This window comes from Rothia sp. P7181, assembly GCF_048513015.1.
In the GTDB taxonomy this organism is placed as follows: Bacteria; Actinomycetota; Actinomycetes; order Actinomycetales; family Micrococcaceae; genus Rothia.
On record NZ_JBLXXZ010000004.1, the window covers coordinates 59519 to 75081 of the forward strand.

Below are 15563 nucleotides of genomic sequence, written 5' to 3' on the forward strand. Positions count from 1 at the left end.
GAGAAGGTACCTCATTTTCTAGTGCCCATAATTTTAACTACACACTATCGAAAAGTAACCTGCATCTCAACCTTCAAAATAGTTATTAAATATCATCCTGACGTGCATATCCACGGCTATCACGCTCAAGAATGTGCTCGTCTTTAGGGACATGATCGTCAGAATCAGAAGGTGGTATTTTACACAGATGCTCCACCCAAACACCGACACCACATAAAAGCGCACCGGCAAGAACATCAACAATCGACGTTACCAGCGGAGGCCATGCGGCACGAAGAGTGAACATATACAACTGGTACGAAAGCAATGCGCTATGCCAGCCAGCAATCATCACACCCGTATAGGCGCTAGATTGAGCCAGCACAACAGTACGAGCTGCCAAAAGAGGGTTCATTCGCCCAGCATCAACCCGCCGGTCTCGCTGACGAAAACGTGATACCTGAACACCCAACCACATCAAGGGAGCACAAATTACCACTGAAACGAGAAGACTCGAAGGTGAAAGCATCAGCTCTGCGCCACCCCAACGCACGCTCAGCGCATTAGCTAAGGCGCCAACCATAAAAGCACCAAGAAAAACACTGAGTAATACTCTCAGACGTAAAGACGTCATGCACAAACCACCGGTGCTTCACGAATTTCGCGGATACCATCACGATCTTCAGCTTTTTGCGCCAACTCAGCAACCGGCACACCTTGTAGCTCGGCAGAAGGGTCCATACGAAGCCACGGTTCTAGAACAAATGCACGCTCAGCAGCTCGAGGGTGAGGAATCGTCAAATCGGTCTGAGTCATCTGAATATTGCCGTATTCGATAATGTCGATATCTAGAGTACGAGGACCCCAATGAACCTCACGTGTACGATGATGTTTCGTTTCTACGCTCTGCGTATACTCCAACAATTCAAAAGGACGTAAATCCGTCTCAATCTGAATCACTAGATTCAAAAAATCAGGCTGTCCGTCAGGCCCGCCCACTGCAGCAGTCACAGCAACCGGAGAAATGTTCTGTACAGAAATCTGCGAATGACTACACAAGTCTGCAATCCCCCTAATGAGGGTTTCTTCTCTATCTCCCATATTTGAACCAAGAGCGAGGATGGCAGTTACACTCATTTTTTCTCCCTGAAAATCGTCACCGATACATCCGAAAAAGTCACTTCAATAGGAGCTTTCGGTTTATGCACGGTTATCTCAACGGCAAGAAGAGGGAAATGTTCTAACACTTCTTGCGCAATTTTTTCCGCCAATGTCTCAATCAAATCGACAGGCTCTCCCATCACCACATCACGAATAGTTTCAGCGACTTCAGCATAATTTGCTGTCTGCGTAACGTCATCGTCAGCAACAGCTCGTGAGAAATCGGTGAACATCGTAATATCCACAAAGAACGGCTGACCAGTTTGCCTCTCACTATCGAGAACGCCGTGATACCCAACGCACCCAACACCATTGAGGGTGATACGGTCTGCGGTACGATACGCAGAGGGCACAGCTTGTTCTGTAATAGTGCGGTACTCCGTCACAATGTTCCTTTGTTCGGCAGTATGGGGTATTACCGTCTCCTATTATCCACTGTTCCTGAGCATACTTAGTGTTGTTTGTCGCCACATTGAACCCCGTCAACATGTCAACGAACCCCCTCTTCCGCACCATTGCAAGGTTTTAAAGTTAAAAAACGAACTAAATGCGCTTGGAATAGAGGTTAAGCTCACACATGTTTTTAGGTCAAAAACACCTCATGTCGCTTCATCAATACAAAAACATCACATTTCCGAAGAATAAGCTCTCACTTGTTGAACAACAGCAAGAGCATCAGCACTAGAGCGAACATCATGAACCCGCACACCCCACGCACCATTTAACGCCGCAATAACACTCAGCGCTGCCGTCGCCGCATCACGCTCATCAACAGCACGACCCCGAGGCTCAACACCCAGGCGTTCAGCACGCTGACAATCTTCAACCTCCAATAAACGCCCTAAAAAGCGCTTACGAGATCCAGCAATCAATAGCGGATGCCCCAGCTCTCGAAAACGTGTCATCGACGCACACAACTGCCAATCTTGCATACCAACTTTTGCGAAACCTAAACCAGGATCAAGAATGATATTCTTCGACGCCACTCCCCCAGAAAGAAGACGATCACGCAAAGAACGAAGCTCAAAAAACACTTCATCAACAACATCCTCATAGCTGGCACAATCATTCATCGTCGCAGAAGTACCACGAGCATGAGTCAAAATATAAGGAACATCCAGTGACGCAACCGTATCAATCATCTGCTCCGAAAGATTCATTCCCGAAACATCATTAATAATGTCTGCACCAGCTTCAACCGCAACACGAGCCGTATCGGGATTAAGCGTATCGATACTCAAAAAAGCAGGAATATCACGTAATTTCTCAAGAACAGGCAAAATACGACGCTGTTCCTCAACACTTGAAATACGAGTAGAACCAGGTCGAGTTGATTCACCACCAATATCAATAATCGTGGCGCCATCTTCAACCATACGGTATGCATGGTCTACTGCTTCTTGCAACGTATAGTGTTCACCACCATCCGAAAAAGAATCAGGAGTGACATTCAGAATACCCATCACATGAGTACCAGAAGAAGCAAACACAGAAGACACCACAACGCCCACTTTCTAAAAATTTATCGATAGCAACTAAAACATACAGACACCACAAGAATACGCACAAATACACACCGCATAAGGGTGAGGGCACCTACGAAAATATCGTAGGTGCCCTCACCCTTGCGTCGGCAGAAGATTCTTCACAAACTTCCGGAACTACGAGCGAGAACTATTAATCAAGCTCATTGCCTCAGCACGAGTTGCCTCAGCACGTAATTGACCGCGCACAGCACTCGTCACCGTCTTAGCACCCGGTTTACGAACCCCGCGCATTGCCATACACATATGTTCAGCTTCCACAACAACAATCGCACCAGCAGGACGTAGATACTTTTCAATAGCATCTACAATTTCCGTTGTCATACGCTCTTGTACCTGCGGACGTTTAGCGAATAAGTCCACGGTACGAGCCAACTTTGAAAGACCCGTCACTTGCCCAGAATCCCCCGGAATATAGCCCACATGTGCCTGACCAAAAAACGGTACAAGATGATGCTCACACGTAGAATAAAACGGGATATCCTTCACAAGCACTAGTTCTTTATGGTCAATATCAAAAGTCGTCCCCAGAATATGGCCGGGTTCATCGTGCAAACCAGAGAACATCTCTGCATAGGCACGCCCCACTCGAGCAGGGGTGTCGACAAGACCCTCACGATCGGGGTCTTCCCCAATCGCTAATAGAATCTCGCGAACAGCTGCTTCAATACGAGGCTGATCCACTGCCATTAGCGTGCACCACCCCAAGGACTTTCATCTGGGCCTTGAGCACCGTTATCATTGCCCATACCAGGAGCGGGGTCTACATCTGTCACAGGCTTCTGAACCGGAGAAGAATCCGTATCAATCACAGGCTGTTGAACAATAGGCTCATTCTCTTGCGAATCTTCTGAAGAACCGTCCACCTCGCTAGGAGCCTTTACTGGGGGTAAAGAAGAAGGTTCACGAGTTGTTTTAGAGTACCAATGTGAACGCTCAGGACGTTTACGAACATCCTTGAAAATCTCTGCAATCTCTTTCTCAAGAAGAGTTTCTTTCTCAAGAAGAGCATAGGCAAGACGATCCAAAACATCTCGGTTCTCGGTCAGAATCTCAAAGGCCTCATCATGGGCGTTCTCAAGCAAAGCAGCAACTTCTTGGTCTACCACATAAGCAAGTTCATCCGAGAAGTTATTGCCTCCACCAGCGCCACCGCCAAGGAACGGATCAGACTCACGAGCAGCAAGACGAACAGAGCCGATACGTGAGCTCATGCCGTACTCGGTAACCATCTTACGAGCTGTTTCAGTAGCTTTTTGAATATCATTCGAAGCACCGGTCGAAGGATCGTGGAAGACCACTTCTTCTGCTGCACGTCCGCCCATGGCGTAAGCCATCTGATCAAGTAGCTCATGGCGAGTTGTCGAATATTTGTCGTCCTCAGGCATCACCATGGTGTAGCCCAACGCACGCCCACGAGGAAGAATCGTAATCTTTGTTACTGGAGAAGAATTACGCAAAGCAGCCGCAACCAAGGCGTGTCCGCCTTCATGATAAGCGGTAACTTTTCGTTCATGTTCTTTCATAATGCGAGAAGAGCGCTGAGGCCCAGCCATCACACGATCAATAGCCTCATCAATGGCACGCTCATCAATCACGTTTCCACCATCACGAGCTGTCAACAAGGCAGCCTCATTCATGACATTTGCGAGGTCGGCGCCGGTAAACCCAGGGGTTCGTTTCGCCACAGAAGACAGCTCTACACGGCGGTCAATAGGCTTACCCGCCGCGTGCACCTCGAGAATACGCTGACGCCCCTTCAAGTCAGGAGCATCTACTCCAACTTGACGGTCAAAACGGCCCGGACGCAACAAAGCAGGGTCTAACACATCAGGTCGGTTCGTTGCAGCAATCACAATGATATTTGAGGTTCCGTCAAAACCATCCATCTCAACAAGAAGCTGGTTTAGAGTCTGCTCACGCTCATCGTTACCGCCACCCATACCGACACCGCGTTGGCGGCCTACAGCGTCAATTTCGTCAACGAAAATGATGGCAGATTTATGGTTCTTAGCCTCTTTGAAGAGGTCTCGCACACGAGAAGCACCCACGCCCACGAACATCTCCACAAAGTCAGAACCAGAAATAGAGTAGAACGGAACTCCAGCTTCCCCAGCAACAGCTTTCGCGAGAAGAGTCTTACCGGTACCGGGAGGGCCATACAAGAGAACGCCCTTAGGAATTTTTGCGCCAAGACGAGTAAATTTCTCTGGTTCAGCAAGGAACTCACGCACTTCTTCAAGCTCCGCGAGAGCTTCATCAACACCGGCAACATCAGAGAACCGTACGGTCGGGTTGTCTTTATTGAATTTCTTTGCACGAGACTTCGAGAAATTCATAATCTGAGAGCCGCCAGAACTGACTCGAGACATCAAGAACCAGAACAATAAAGCAATCAGAACAAAAGGTGCAAAGAATGTCAGTAACGAAGTAAACCAGTTATTCTGTACAGGCTGATCGGTGTAACTCTTCAGTTTTCCATTATCCACAGCCTGAACCACATCACCAGCGCGAGCATTTACGAAATAGAATGTGACATTCTTTCCGAGATTCTGCCCCTTAGGAGTGGAATAGTCGTCTTTAAGCTCTAAATCTACGCGCTGATCGCCATCATAGATTTTCGCGCTCACAGCTTTATCGTTCTTCAATAACTCTAAGCCGACATTCGTATCGACACGGTTTGAACCGTTAAACATCGAGGTAATCGAAAAAGTCGCGAAGATGGCTAAAGCGAGCACCACCCAGAACCATGGTCCTGAGATGAACTTGCTGAAGAACCCTTTATCTTCTTCTGGGTTCTTATTGGTTTTTTGCGCCAATGCGGTAATCCTCCAAATATGGGTGACTACCCGTCTAGTAGAAGCACGAGGCAACCACTATAGGGGCAGAGGTTATTCTGCACATTAATGTACAGGTGAAACCTGTTAAGTTCCCGTTCAGTCAGGTGCGTTCCCCTCAAGGCTAAAATTTTACGGTGCGAGCGAGCGTACTATTTTTACCTCGTTCGCACCGTACAAGAGGAGAATCTTAGGTGTATTTAGGAATAGACGTGCGGAGCTAAAGTCGCAATACAGTCCAAGTTACGGTAGCGTTCTGCAAAGTCTAAACCGTAACCAATCACAAATTCAGGGTCGATATCCCAACCAACATATTTGCACTGAACATCAGTTTTAACGCATGTTGGTTTACGCAGAAGAGCACAGATTTCAACGGAGTTTGCACCACGAGAAATGAGATTCTGTTGAAGCCACGCAAGAGTAAGCCCAGAATCAATAATGTCTTCGACAATCAGAACATCACGTCCAGTCAAGTCGGTGTCAAGGTCTTTGAGAATACGAACAACACCAGAAGACTTTGTTCCAGAACCATAAGAAGAAACAGCCATCCAGTCCATGGTGTAATGGGTGCTCAATGCTCGTGAGAGGTCTGCAACCACCATAATTGCACCTTTGAGAACACCTACCAGAAGAACTTCTTTACCTGCGTAATCTTTATCAATCTGTGCAGCGAGTTCTTTAATCTTTGCGTCAATATCTTCTTTGGTGAAAAGAACGTGTTTGATATCGTCCTGTACGTCTTCTGCCTTCACGATTCCTCTAATCCTTTGTGATTGATATGGGGGCTGTAGAAAATTAGTGTACCGTCTAGCAGATAGCTGCGCTAAAGCAAACCGGCACCTAAACATGTTTTTCTCGGTATTCGTTCTTTAAGTATGGAGCTTACACGGTGGTGAGTAAAACAATAACCCCAGTTTCTTTCAAAAGAATCTCTTTTTTCTCTGCAGATGAACGAAGTTCCACTGTAACTTTCGCAGGTGGACGGCGACGGTAAGCACTCACCTTACCTGCCAGCTGTATAGGGCCAGCAATAGTGTGGCCGCACAAGAGTTCTCCTAATGCTTGTAAACGTTCAAAACTTGGATTTTCTCCGCCCAAAGAACGAACAGCCAAAGATAATACTCGATGCTGTAACGCTGGATGTTCTTGACTCAACGCATAACGGTTAATCACTACGACACCCTGCATATTAGTCTCAGTAGGAAGGTTCAAAGATTCAACTCCACCTACCGCCGAGAGTTCAAGCTGTACCCGAGCAAAAACTCTCTCAGCTTCTTCTTCAAGATACTGTGCGTCAGGGCCACTAATAGCAGCAGTACGGGCCAATGAGAGAGCAACAGAACCACCTAAATGCTCTTCCAAAAAAGGAAGAATACTATGACGGACCTTCGCTCTCATAAGGCTCTGGTCGAGGTTCGTAGGGTCATACCACGGGTCTAAACACTCAGCAACACAAATTTGTTCGACCTCATACCGACGTAAATTCAGCAGAGGACGGAGATAATTCACACCATGGTGAACACGCACCGGACTCATCCCGCCTAAAGATTTTGTACCCGACCCTCGCGCTAAACCAAGAAGCACTGTCTCTGCCTGATCGTCTAACGTATGTGCAAGCATAATTCCTTGTGCACCAGTTTCTTTAACGGCATCTTCAAACGCCGCATATCGCGCAATACGTGCCGCCATTTCAGGTCCCTCATGGTCAGCGTCAACAGTAACAGAACGTACAAGCACCGGAGACAATCCCATATCACGGCATGTTTGTGCAGCCTGTGCAGCGACTTCGTCAGAGCCTGTTTGAAGCTGATGATCAACAATTATTGCACCGATACGTATCTCACCACGACGTACAAAGTGGGCTGCCAATGACGCTAACGCCAAAGAATCAGGGCCACCAGAACAACCCACCAAAAAAAGTGGAGGATTCTCTTGTGGACGCGCTTTACCTGAAGCGTGAATAAGTGTTTGCCCCAAAAAATGATTGATGTTTTGTTCAAGAAGGGTGCGTGCGCGTCCTACTGCCGGATGTAAACGTCCTCGTCGTCCGTTTTGCATGAGTTATTCTCCTGCCCAAGGGATGACGCGTTCCGTTGACGCTAACACCCTATCAATCCATTGCTGGGGGTGATGTATTTCTTGTTCAGTAGGAAGATTCTCAGGGCGTTCCCACATCATGTTGAAACGCTCCATACCCTGAGCGTCCACAATGTATTGAACGAATTTTTGTCCGTCTTTATATTGTTGAAGTTTTCGTTCCATGCCAAAGAGTTTTTGCACTATTTTGTGGAAGAAGGTGTGTGTTTGGCTGCGACGGTTAAACCGTTGGCGAATAGTTTTGATACTAGGAACTACTGATGCGTCAATAGAGTCCATGACAACGTTAGCGTGACCTTCAAGAAGACTCATCACAGCAGTCACCTCAGAAAGCGTCTTATGGGCAGAATCGTTAAGAGCCAAAGAATTTGCCTCTGATTGAGAAGAAGTAGAGTGGCCCAAGGAAGTTTTCGCTGTATGGATAACATGACCAAAGAGCTCTTCAGTGTTCGACCCTAAATCTGAAGATAGGCGGTGCACGAGTTGAAGGATATACTCATCAAGCCACGGCGCAGCGGCAAACTGCACACGGTGTGTTTGTTCGTGCAAACAGACCCATAGTCTAAAATCTTCGGGATCGAGGTGAAGTTCTTCCTCTAGTGCAAGGATATTGGGGGCTACGAGCATGAGCCGTCCACCCGATGCCCCGCACCCGGCGCGGGCAGCGTATGGTTCGTATTGTCCTAGTACTCGTGTGGAAAGATAAGCGAGCACGGCACCAACTTCAACTGCCGTTGCATAGTTGACTAATGTTTTTTGGGTTTTTGTTAGTTTCTTCATCTTCTGTGCTAGACGTGAAGAAGGTTCGGTGTTAAGCATGGTTGAGAATGCTTGTGTGTTTGCTTTAGACCATGTGGGGCGGTCTACAACGAGAACTTGTGAGTCTGTGAGCTGGTGAGCTACCTCAAGTTGAGTGATACGGTGTACGTGCTCCACTGACACTAAAGCCGCATAACGGATACTTTCTACAGCACGAGTCATCTCTTGAACTGTTTTTTGAGGTCCAGCAGGTACAAGCTGAGCAGCAACTTGGGCTGCTGTATCCCAAGCTACAAGGTGAGAAAGAGTATTTTTTTGAGTCATTGTTCTTTACTCTATACCACAGTTTTCTCATCTTTCTTATCCTTTAGTTCTTCACTCAACACACGTTGCACGTTTCAGAAAGATGTTGATTGTTCAAGGTATCTGCTTGCTGTAGTTCTTTCCATAAGGAGGTTTATCTCTGGCAACAGAGGCGAACCTTAGAAAAGTTTTACTCGTTTTATATCGTCTATAAATAAAGAGGTGTCATGGACAAGATACATGTTCTTGCCCATGACACCTTATAGGTTTTGGTTGGAAGTGCTTAACCTCTAACGCATGAATTTATGCGTTGTGGCGGTCGATAGCTTCCTGAACCATTTTTTCTGCAGCTTCGCGGCCTTCCCAGCCTTCACCTTTAACCCATTTACCGGATTCGAGGTCTTTGTAGCGTTCGAAGAAGTGCTGAATTTCTGCTTTGAGCTGTTCAGAAACGTCTTCAAGTTCTTGGATGTGGTCATAGCGTTTATCGGCAGGAACGCAGAGAACTTTTGCATCTCCGCCAGCTTCGTCAGTCATATTGAAGACTGCGATGGGGCGAGCTTCAACAACAACTCCGGGGATAACGTCAACGTCGAGGATGACCATTGCGTCCAGTGGGTCGCCGTCTTCACCAAGGGTGTTATCAAAGTATCCGTATGCGGTGGGGTACTGCATTGAGGTGAATAGAACACGGTCAAGGCGTAGACGTCCGGTTTCGTGATCGATTTCGTACTTTACGCGTGAACCGCGATTGATTTCGAGGGTGACGTCAAGTTCCATGAGGTCTCCTTATATGTTGTGAGTTGGGGCGTACCTGTTGCAGGTACGTTTAGCATATCGGTGTACAGTCTAACCTAGACATGAGATATACCTGAGTTTTTACGGCTATTCTCTTATAGTCTAACGTTCGTGACTTTTGCTGGTGAATAGTGTTGGGAGAATATATGAATGGTGAGGAATTTATGTCTTCGTCAGAGACATCAAAGAAACGTCAATGGATATTACCTAGCGTTTTAGGTGTTGCAACGCTAAGTGTTGGGGCGTGGGCAATTCCTCACGTACAGTCAGCCCATACTTTAGCTGATGGTGCAACGTCTTCGTATGTTAGCCCTCAGCCTGTTCAGATTCCTTCTGCTGTTCATTCTTCAGTAAGCTCTCAAAAAGCGACTCTTACGCAAACTCTTGACCAGATTTTAGACTCTTTACCTGACGGGAACGTGACGGGATTAGTGATTGATAAAGATTCGGGTGAAGTGCTCTATCAGCGTGGTGCTGAACAGCAGAGGGTTCCAGCATCTAACCTGAAAATTCTTGTCGATTATGCTCTTCTTCAGCGGGTTGATCCGACCGCACGTTATGAAACAAGTGTCCGTCGTCAAGACCATGTATTGACTCTTGTAGCGGGCGGAGACACTCTTTTAGGAACTGGTTTATCGCGCCCTGACGATGTTGTAGGTCATGCAGGTTTAAGGACGCTTGCTCAGAAAGTAATTCAGGGGCTATCACAGGGGTCTTCTCATTATCGTGTCAATCTTGATACGTCTATCTATCAGGGGCCTTCGGTTAATCCGGCGTGGGCGCAAGGAGATATTGATGCTGGGGAGGTCTCTGCAGTCAGCCCTATTGCGTTCTACTCTCATTATTCTCCCGATGCTCAGGGGAAGGCTTCTCGTTCCCGACCGGCACAAGCAGGACAGGAAGTACACCGTTATTTTGTGTCTTTACTCAACGAGTTAGGTGCGCAGAAAAATCTAAGTTTCTCTATGGGGGAGGAAACAAACGCACCAGAACATTCAGAGGTTCTTGCTCAGGTGAGTTCGGCAACGGTTGCTGAGCAGGCAGCGTATATGATGCAACATTCAGATAACATGTTGGCAGAGACTTTAGGACGTAATCTTGCGGTTTCTTTAGGTCGTGAAGGCTCTTTTGAGCAAGCACGTACCTCAATTCAAGAGACGTTAGAACAAAATGGTATTGATACGACGGGGTTTCATCCGGTAGATATTTGTGGTCTTTCGGGTGATAACAAAGTCACCAATAAGATGATTGTTCAGGTACTTGAAGCTATTGCTGACTCGTCTTCTCACACGACATTGGCGTTAGACGGTTTTCCGGTTGCTGGTGGTTCGGGTACGTTAGCTTCACGTTTTGGTGCTGCTGATACAAGGCAGGCACAGGGATATGCGCGTGCGAAGACTGGAACTTTATATTCTGTGATTTCTTTATCGGGTTATGCACGTTCTGCTTCCGATAAAACTTTGGTGTATTCGTTTATCACTAATGACATCAACGATATTGGTGGGGCTAAAGAAACGTTGGATCGTGCGGTAGCTGTTTTAGTCCAGCGTTAGGTGCATTAAACACATCAAGCTTTGGGTGTGAACCAATATTGGTTCACACCCAAAGCTTTATATGGATGAAGTTTTGTACCGTGTCTTAGCTTTTGAAGGCGCGTACACGTCCTGTGCGTGAATGCCAGGCGATAGTGTAGCCTTTACTGAAACGCTGGTGCACTTCAATACCGTGGCGATATTCTCCGGTGATGGGGTATCCGTATCCGCGTTCGTAGTCGTTGCGGCTCCATTCTGCGGAGATTGCACCGTATTCGAGGATGGGGTGCGCGCCGTAGCGTGGGTGCCACATAATTTTGGTGACGCGATTTCCTCGTTTGAATCGCTGGTATGCGCCACCGCCGATGAGACCGCCTGTTTCGTACATGAGGGGGTATCCTAGGACGTTTTCTTCACCGTGTCGTGCCCAGTACCGACCAATATCACCTTCAAAGTGCACTGGGTACGCGCCGGTGTCTGCGGTCCAAAGGAATTGGGAGATGTTGCCGTTTTTACTGTAGTTCTGGTAAATGCCCCCTTCGACGAGTCCACCTTTTTCGTTCATGATGGGGACGCCGAATCGAGCTTCGCCGCCGCCGTTATGGTAGCTTGCACCGATTCCGCCTTTGATGGCGTAGGTTGGCTGTGTGGATTGTGTTGCGATACGGCTTCCGCCAGCGATAGTGGGTTGAATGTCTGATGGTCCACGTCCACGTTCGTAGCGGTAGATTCCGACGTTTCCGAGGACTCGCCAAGGGAGTCCGCGTCCGTTGCCGTAGCATAGTCCGATTCCGCAGGTGTTTGCTTGTGGAGCAAGAATTGCGGCGCGGTGCGGCGGTGAGCTCTTCCAGAATGCTAGAAGTTGGCTGATATCCCCGTTGTAGGACAGTGCGATGACTTCGCGCACAAAGCTGTATCCGCGCACTTTGGGGTTGTACATGAATTGGGTGCCATGCGAGAAGTAGCCCTGAATAAATTGGCGCCGAGCTTCTATGTCCATTACGGATGCAACGGTTGCTGAATGTTGCAGGGGTTGGAGCCCGTATTGTGCGCGATATTGGTTGATGAGGTTGAGTAAGCGCTGCGCATCTGCATTTCGGTATGCGGTGCTTACTCGTCGAATATCGCTATAAGCGGCTTGGGCAGCGGTGCTACCTAGCGCTGTTGCGCCGAGTCCCGCAAGAGCAATTTTTCCTACCTGGCGTCGGTTAGGAAGAAGACTCTTGAGAGAACTGAGTTCTGTATTTGACATGTCTTTCTCCGATGGCGATCTTTTGGAATGCTGTAATAACGGACAATGTGCGTACACAACTTTATAGAATCGTTATCAAATTCTATGGATATTTTATGGTTTTTTGTGATTTTTGTGTCCATATTTTCGATAATTCACAGGATTCGAACACTGCTTAGCGTCTCTATATTTCAATTAAAAATCTGTGCTATATATGCGTTTTCTTGCACAAATACACAGATGGCTTAGTTTGCCATTATGGCTAACGAGGGGCACATTTGAGAGAAATTCACAGGTTTTGTTCGATAATTAGATGCGCTTTCTTGGCGTTTCGTTCACCACTATTCACAGCTTTTCGAAAATCAATTCAGAATATGAGATATATTCGATTATTTATTCGAACATTAGATATATTCATCCGTACCATTGCATTCTTAATCGACATAAAAGCAATTAAATGAAAAATATGTATTTTATTAATATCTCACCTAAAAATTTCACTTTGACCTGACAAGCTCATTCCCACAAGACGTTGTTACCTAAGCATTTACCGCCTATTTACCGACCTTTAAAACAACAATATTTTTGCCACGCAACGACACAATTCCCTGCACCCACTGACGAATACACAGGTTTTGGCACTACCCCCACAGCACAAACCACGACCGCTAAAATCAGTACAACAAGACCACAAGCTCGTCCACGAACAGGCACCCTCATAGCACGAAAGACACCATGAGTTCAGAAGAGTTCCAAGAACACACCCCATACCTATTTCACCAAGAAAACCTCACCATAATCCTTGGAAAATCAGCACAGCTAGCAACCATTAAAGAACTCATACACTCCACCCAAACACCCACCACAACAACATACTGGGGGCAACACGCATCAGAAGAACTCATCAGCTCACTCGCCACACCCCTGACCAGCCAAAATTTCTGGGAGACAATCACAGAAGGGCTCCTTCTGCAAACCCATTGGCCCACACATCCAGAGGGAACCCTCTACTACCCCACCACGCCCCCATGGCTTAACAACGCACCATCATGGGAATATGACCCCATCTGTCCACCTGACGGGCCGGGGCCCCTCGGAGGCTGGATACATCTGAAAGGACCCACACTGCCAAACCACCAACTCGCCCTCTTCCAACTCACAGACAAAGACTCATTCTGGATTTTTAGCTCACCAGAAACGCTCCAACACATACTGCAACTATGCAAAGACATCGCACCCATAAGAGAACATTTCGAATACGCCACAGGCTATCTCGGCGATGACGCACAATACCAGTGCATAGCACTACCCATTACCTGTAGAAATATCCTCGAAGACGAACTCACCCTCCAAGGAAAACACTACGACTCCTTTTTCTGGGAGTAAGCTACGCCTCTTTTAAGCGCAAAGACTGGCATACTTAACTCGTGTATGTTTTGACCTTTATTCGCCGCAAAGGCGCAAAAGCTCTTCCCCTCGAAGAGCTCTGCGAAAAACTCAACGCTCTAGAACCGTTCGTCCCATTCACCAAAACCTACCCCGACGAAGTACAAGGCGCGTTCGATCACCCAGAACATGCAACACGAGCGTTCCTACTCGGGTCCCTCTACAACGGGTACTGGATTGGTATTGGGGTGGGAGGGCTACGCGTCCCACGATTTGCGATGGCTCTCGGCGCTATCGGCACACCAGAATGTTCCGGAGACGCTATCAGCTACTCACGTCTTGCCGTAGAACAAGCACCCACCGGAGCACCCTCAAAATGTGTCGTGGTACTTGGTAACGACCAAAAACTTTCACAACATGCCACAGGTATTGCACGATTGCTCTATCGAGTCTGCTCAGAACGCTCAGAAGCCGAAAACCGCGTCATATCCTTACTAATCCCAGGTGTGCGAGGGCAGCAAAAGGCAGTAGCGCAGGCGCTCGGTATCAGTTCACAAGCAGTCAGTAAAACACTAGTTAGAGCACAATGGCATGAACAGGAAGCAGCGTTACCAGTACTTCAAGAGCTCCTCAGCTCTATCCATCGGCTGACGCCAAAGCATTAGAACTCTTACGAACGTCGTGGCAAAGAACAGGTAGATCCGGGAAGACGCCAGCGATTCTCTGCGATGAGAGCGTACACTTTTTCAGCAGGTAAACGTCCTATAGGAGACAGAAGATACCGTCCTAGAAGTTGTAAAGAACGACGTTGGCTCGTCTTCAGAACAAGTCCCACGGCAATCACACCATAGGTCGTATGTCCGTCATCTGTTACAAGGGGAATAGCTCGAGAAAAACGTTGAGGGTCAACCTTCGAAGAAAACTCCTCATCGCTCCAGGCCGGAAGAATGTCAGCACCTACCTCTTGCTGAGCAAGCCAATGACCTGCTTGAGTGCAAATACCACAGTCAGGGTCATAATAGAGTCTCATACAGTATCGCCTAAGAAAGAAGCGTCGCTAAAGTACGTGCTACGCCATCATCATAGACACTAGTAGTGACCTCATCAGCAACAGCAATCACTTCCTCAGGGGCTTGTCCCATGGCAACTCCACGAACTGCCCAACGTAACATCTCTTTATCGTTATGCCCATCGCCAATAGCAACCGTATAGGCGGGATCAATGCCGAGGGTACGTCGTAGTTGTTCTAAAGATGATGCTTTTGACACACCGTGTGCAGCGATATCTAACCATGCGGTCCATCCCACTGCATAGTTCACTCCGTGAAGACCTGCGGCATAGATGGCCTTTTTAAAGTCTTGAGGGTCAACGTCTTCGGCGAAGACAACAACACGGGTGGCTTCACGATGTTCGAGAAGATCTGTTTTTGTTACAGGAATCGATGATGCGCCAAAAGATCCATCTTCAAAATCGTCTGTTGCATAAATATCGCCAGAGATGGTCTCCAACGCCATCTGAGCATAAGGAAGTTTCTCCTGTAATAAGCTCAATGCGCGCTGTGGGTTAAATGCCACACTATCAATGACGTAATAGCCGCCATTTTTGTCAGAGAGCTCGAGCGTAACCGCACCGTTAGAGGTCACCATATATCCTTCGGCGATACCAAGCTGTTGTGCAATGGGAAGTGCTGCTTGACGAGAACGCCCCGTCGCGATAATTACGGCATGACCAGCTGAGATAACATCTTGAACAGCTTTTTTAACGGCCTCGCTTAAGGTCCCGTCGTGATGCACCAGAGTCCCGTCAATGTCTATGGCAATCAAGTAGCGGGTATTCGGTTCAAGAACCCAGCTACTTGAGACAGGCGGGTGGACTCGTAGTTTTTCCATCATAGTTTCAGGTGTCTTTTCTTATGGTGGGTTCAAGGTAAAAATAG

The 15563-nt window shown here is 47.6% G+C and carries 16 protein-coding genes; 3 read left to right on the plus strand and 13 right to left on the minus strand.

Annotation, left to right across the window (positions count from 1 at the left end):
• Window positions 1–85 precede the first annotated feature (85 nt).
• From ACN08Z_RS03140 to ACN08Z_RS03185, 10 genes are all read right to left on the minus strand, one after another.
• Entirely contained in the window at window positions 86–613 is a 528-nt protein-coding gene (locus tag ACN08Z_RS03140) for a DUF3180 domain-containing protein (protein ID WP_419103147.1), read from the minus strand.
• Window positions 610–1116, minus strand: a complete 507-nt coding sequence (gene folK, locus ACN08Z_RS03145) for a 2-amino-4-hydroxy-6-hydroxymethyldihydropteridine diphosphokinase (protein WP_419103148.1) — start codon at window positions 1114–1116, stop codon at window positions 610–612. The genes ACN08Z_RS03140 and folK overlap by 4 nt, the downstream gene beginning before the upstream one ends.
• Window positions 1113–1526, minus strand: a complete 414-nt coding sequence (gene folB / locus ACN08Z_RS03150; protein ID WP_419103149.1) for a dihydroneopterin aldolase — start codon at window positions 1524–1526, stop codon at window positions 1113–1115. The genes folK and folB overlap by 4 nt, the downstream gene beginning before the upstream one ends.
• Window positions 1527–1766: 240 nt before the next feature.
• On the minus strand, window positions 1767–2639 hold the full coding sequence (folP, locus tag ACN08Z_RS03155; RefSeq protein WP_419103150.1) for a dihydropteroate synthase: 873 nt from the start codon (window positions 2637–2639) through the stop codon (window positions 1767–1769).
• Window positions 2640–2801: 162 nt separating this feature from the next.
• Window positions 2802–3374, minus strand: a complete 573-nt coding sequence (gene folE / locus ACN08Z_RS03160) for a GTP cyclohydrolase I FolE (RefSeq protein WP_419103151.1) — start codon at window positions 3372–3374, stop codon at window positions 2802–2804.
• The gene (gene ftsH, locus ACN08Z_RS03165) at window positions 3374–5503 is read right to left on the minus strand and encodes an ATP-dependent zinc metalloprotease FtsH (RefSeq protein WP_419103152.1); all 2130 of its coding nucleotides are present in this window, start codon (window positions 5501–5503) and stop codon (window positions 3374–3376) included. The genes folE and ftsH overlap by 1 nt, the downstream gene beginning before the upstream one ends.
• Before the next feature lie 218 nt (window positions 5504–5721).
• Window positions 5722–6273 carry a hypoxanthine phosphoribosyltransferase gene (hpt, locus tag ACN08Z_RS03170; protein WP_419103153.1) on the minus strand — a complete coding sequence of 184 codons (552 nt, stop codon included), beginning with the start codon at window positions 6271–6273 and terminating at the stop codon, window positions 5722–5724.
• A gap of 130 nt (window positions 6274–6403) precedes the next feature.
• Window positions 6404–7579, minus strand: a complete 1176-nt coding sequence (tilS, locus tag ACN08Z_RS03175; protein ID WP_419103154.1) for a tRNA lysidine(34) synthetase TilS — start codon at window positions 7577–7579, stop codon at window positions 6404–6406.
• A gap of 3 nt (window positions 7580–7582) precedes the next feature.
• Window positions 7583–8701: a zinc-dependent metalloprotease gene (locus ACN08Z_RS03180; RefSeq protein ID WP_419103155.1), complete on the minus strand. Its 1119-nt coding sequence runs from the start codon at window positions 8699–8701 to the stop codon at window positions 7583–7585.
• 282 nt (window positions 8702–8983) lie between these two features.
• Window positions 8984–9460: an inorganic diphosphatase gene (locus ACN08Z_RS03185; RefSeq protein ID WP_419101111.1), complete on the minus strand. Its 477-nt coding sequence runs from the start codon at window positions 9458–9460 to the stop codon at window positions 8984–8986.
• Between the two features lie 182 nt (window positions 9461–9642).
• On the opposite strand from ACN08Z_RS03185, the gene dacB reads away from it, so the two are divergent.
• The gene (gene dacB / locus ACN08Z_RS03190) at window positions 9643–11031 is read left to right on the plus strand and encodes a D-alanyl-D-alanine carboxypeptidase/D-alanyl-D-alanine-endopeptidase (RefSeq protein WP_419103156.1); all 1389 of its coding nucleotides are present in this window, start codon (window positions 9643–9645) and stop codon (window positions 11029–11031) included.
• 85 nt (window positions 11032–11116) lie between these two features.
• Here dacB and ACN08Z_RS03195 read toward each other — a convergent pair whose 3' ends face one another.
• Entirely contained in the window at window positions 11117–12262 is a 1146-nt protein-coding gene (locus ACN08Z_RS03195) for a CAP domain-containing protein (protein WP_419103157.1), read from the minus strand.
• A 714-nt stretch (window positions 12263–12976) separates the two neighbouring features.
• Between ACN08Z_RS03195 and ACN08Z_RS03200 the strand changes: the two genes are divergently transcribed.
• Window positions 12977–13627 (plus strand): hypothetical protein, encoded by a 651-nt coding sequence (locus ACN08Z_RS03200; RefSeq protein ID WP_419103158.1) that lies wholly within the window; start codon window positions 12977–12979, stop codon window positions 13625–13627.
• A 41-nt stretch (window positions 13628–13668) separates the two neighbouring features.
• Window positions 13669–14292, plus strand: coding sequence for a recombinase RecJ (locus tag ACN08Z_RS03205; protein WP_419103159.1), 624 nt, complete (start codon window positions 13669–13671; stop codon window positions 14290–14292).
• 5 nt (window positions 14293–14297) lie between these two features.
• On the opposite strand, the gene ACN08Z_RS03210 is transcribed toward ACN08Z_RS03205, so the two are convergent.
• Window positions 14298–14657, minus strand: coding sequence for a thiol-disulfide oxidoreductase DCC family protein (locus tag ACN08Z_RS03210; RefSeq protein ID WP_419103160.1), 360 nt, complete (start codon window positions 14655–14657; stop codon window positions 14298–14300).
• A 10-nt stretch (window positions 14658–14667) separates the two neighbouring features.
• Window positions 14668–15519, minus strand: coding sequence for an HAD family hydrolase (locus ACN08Z_RS03215; protein WP_419103161.1), 852 nt, complete (start codon window positions 15517–15519; stop codon window positions 14668–14670).
• Window positions 15520–15563: the final 44 nt, after the last annotated feature.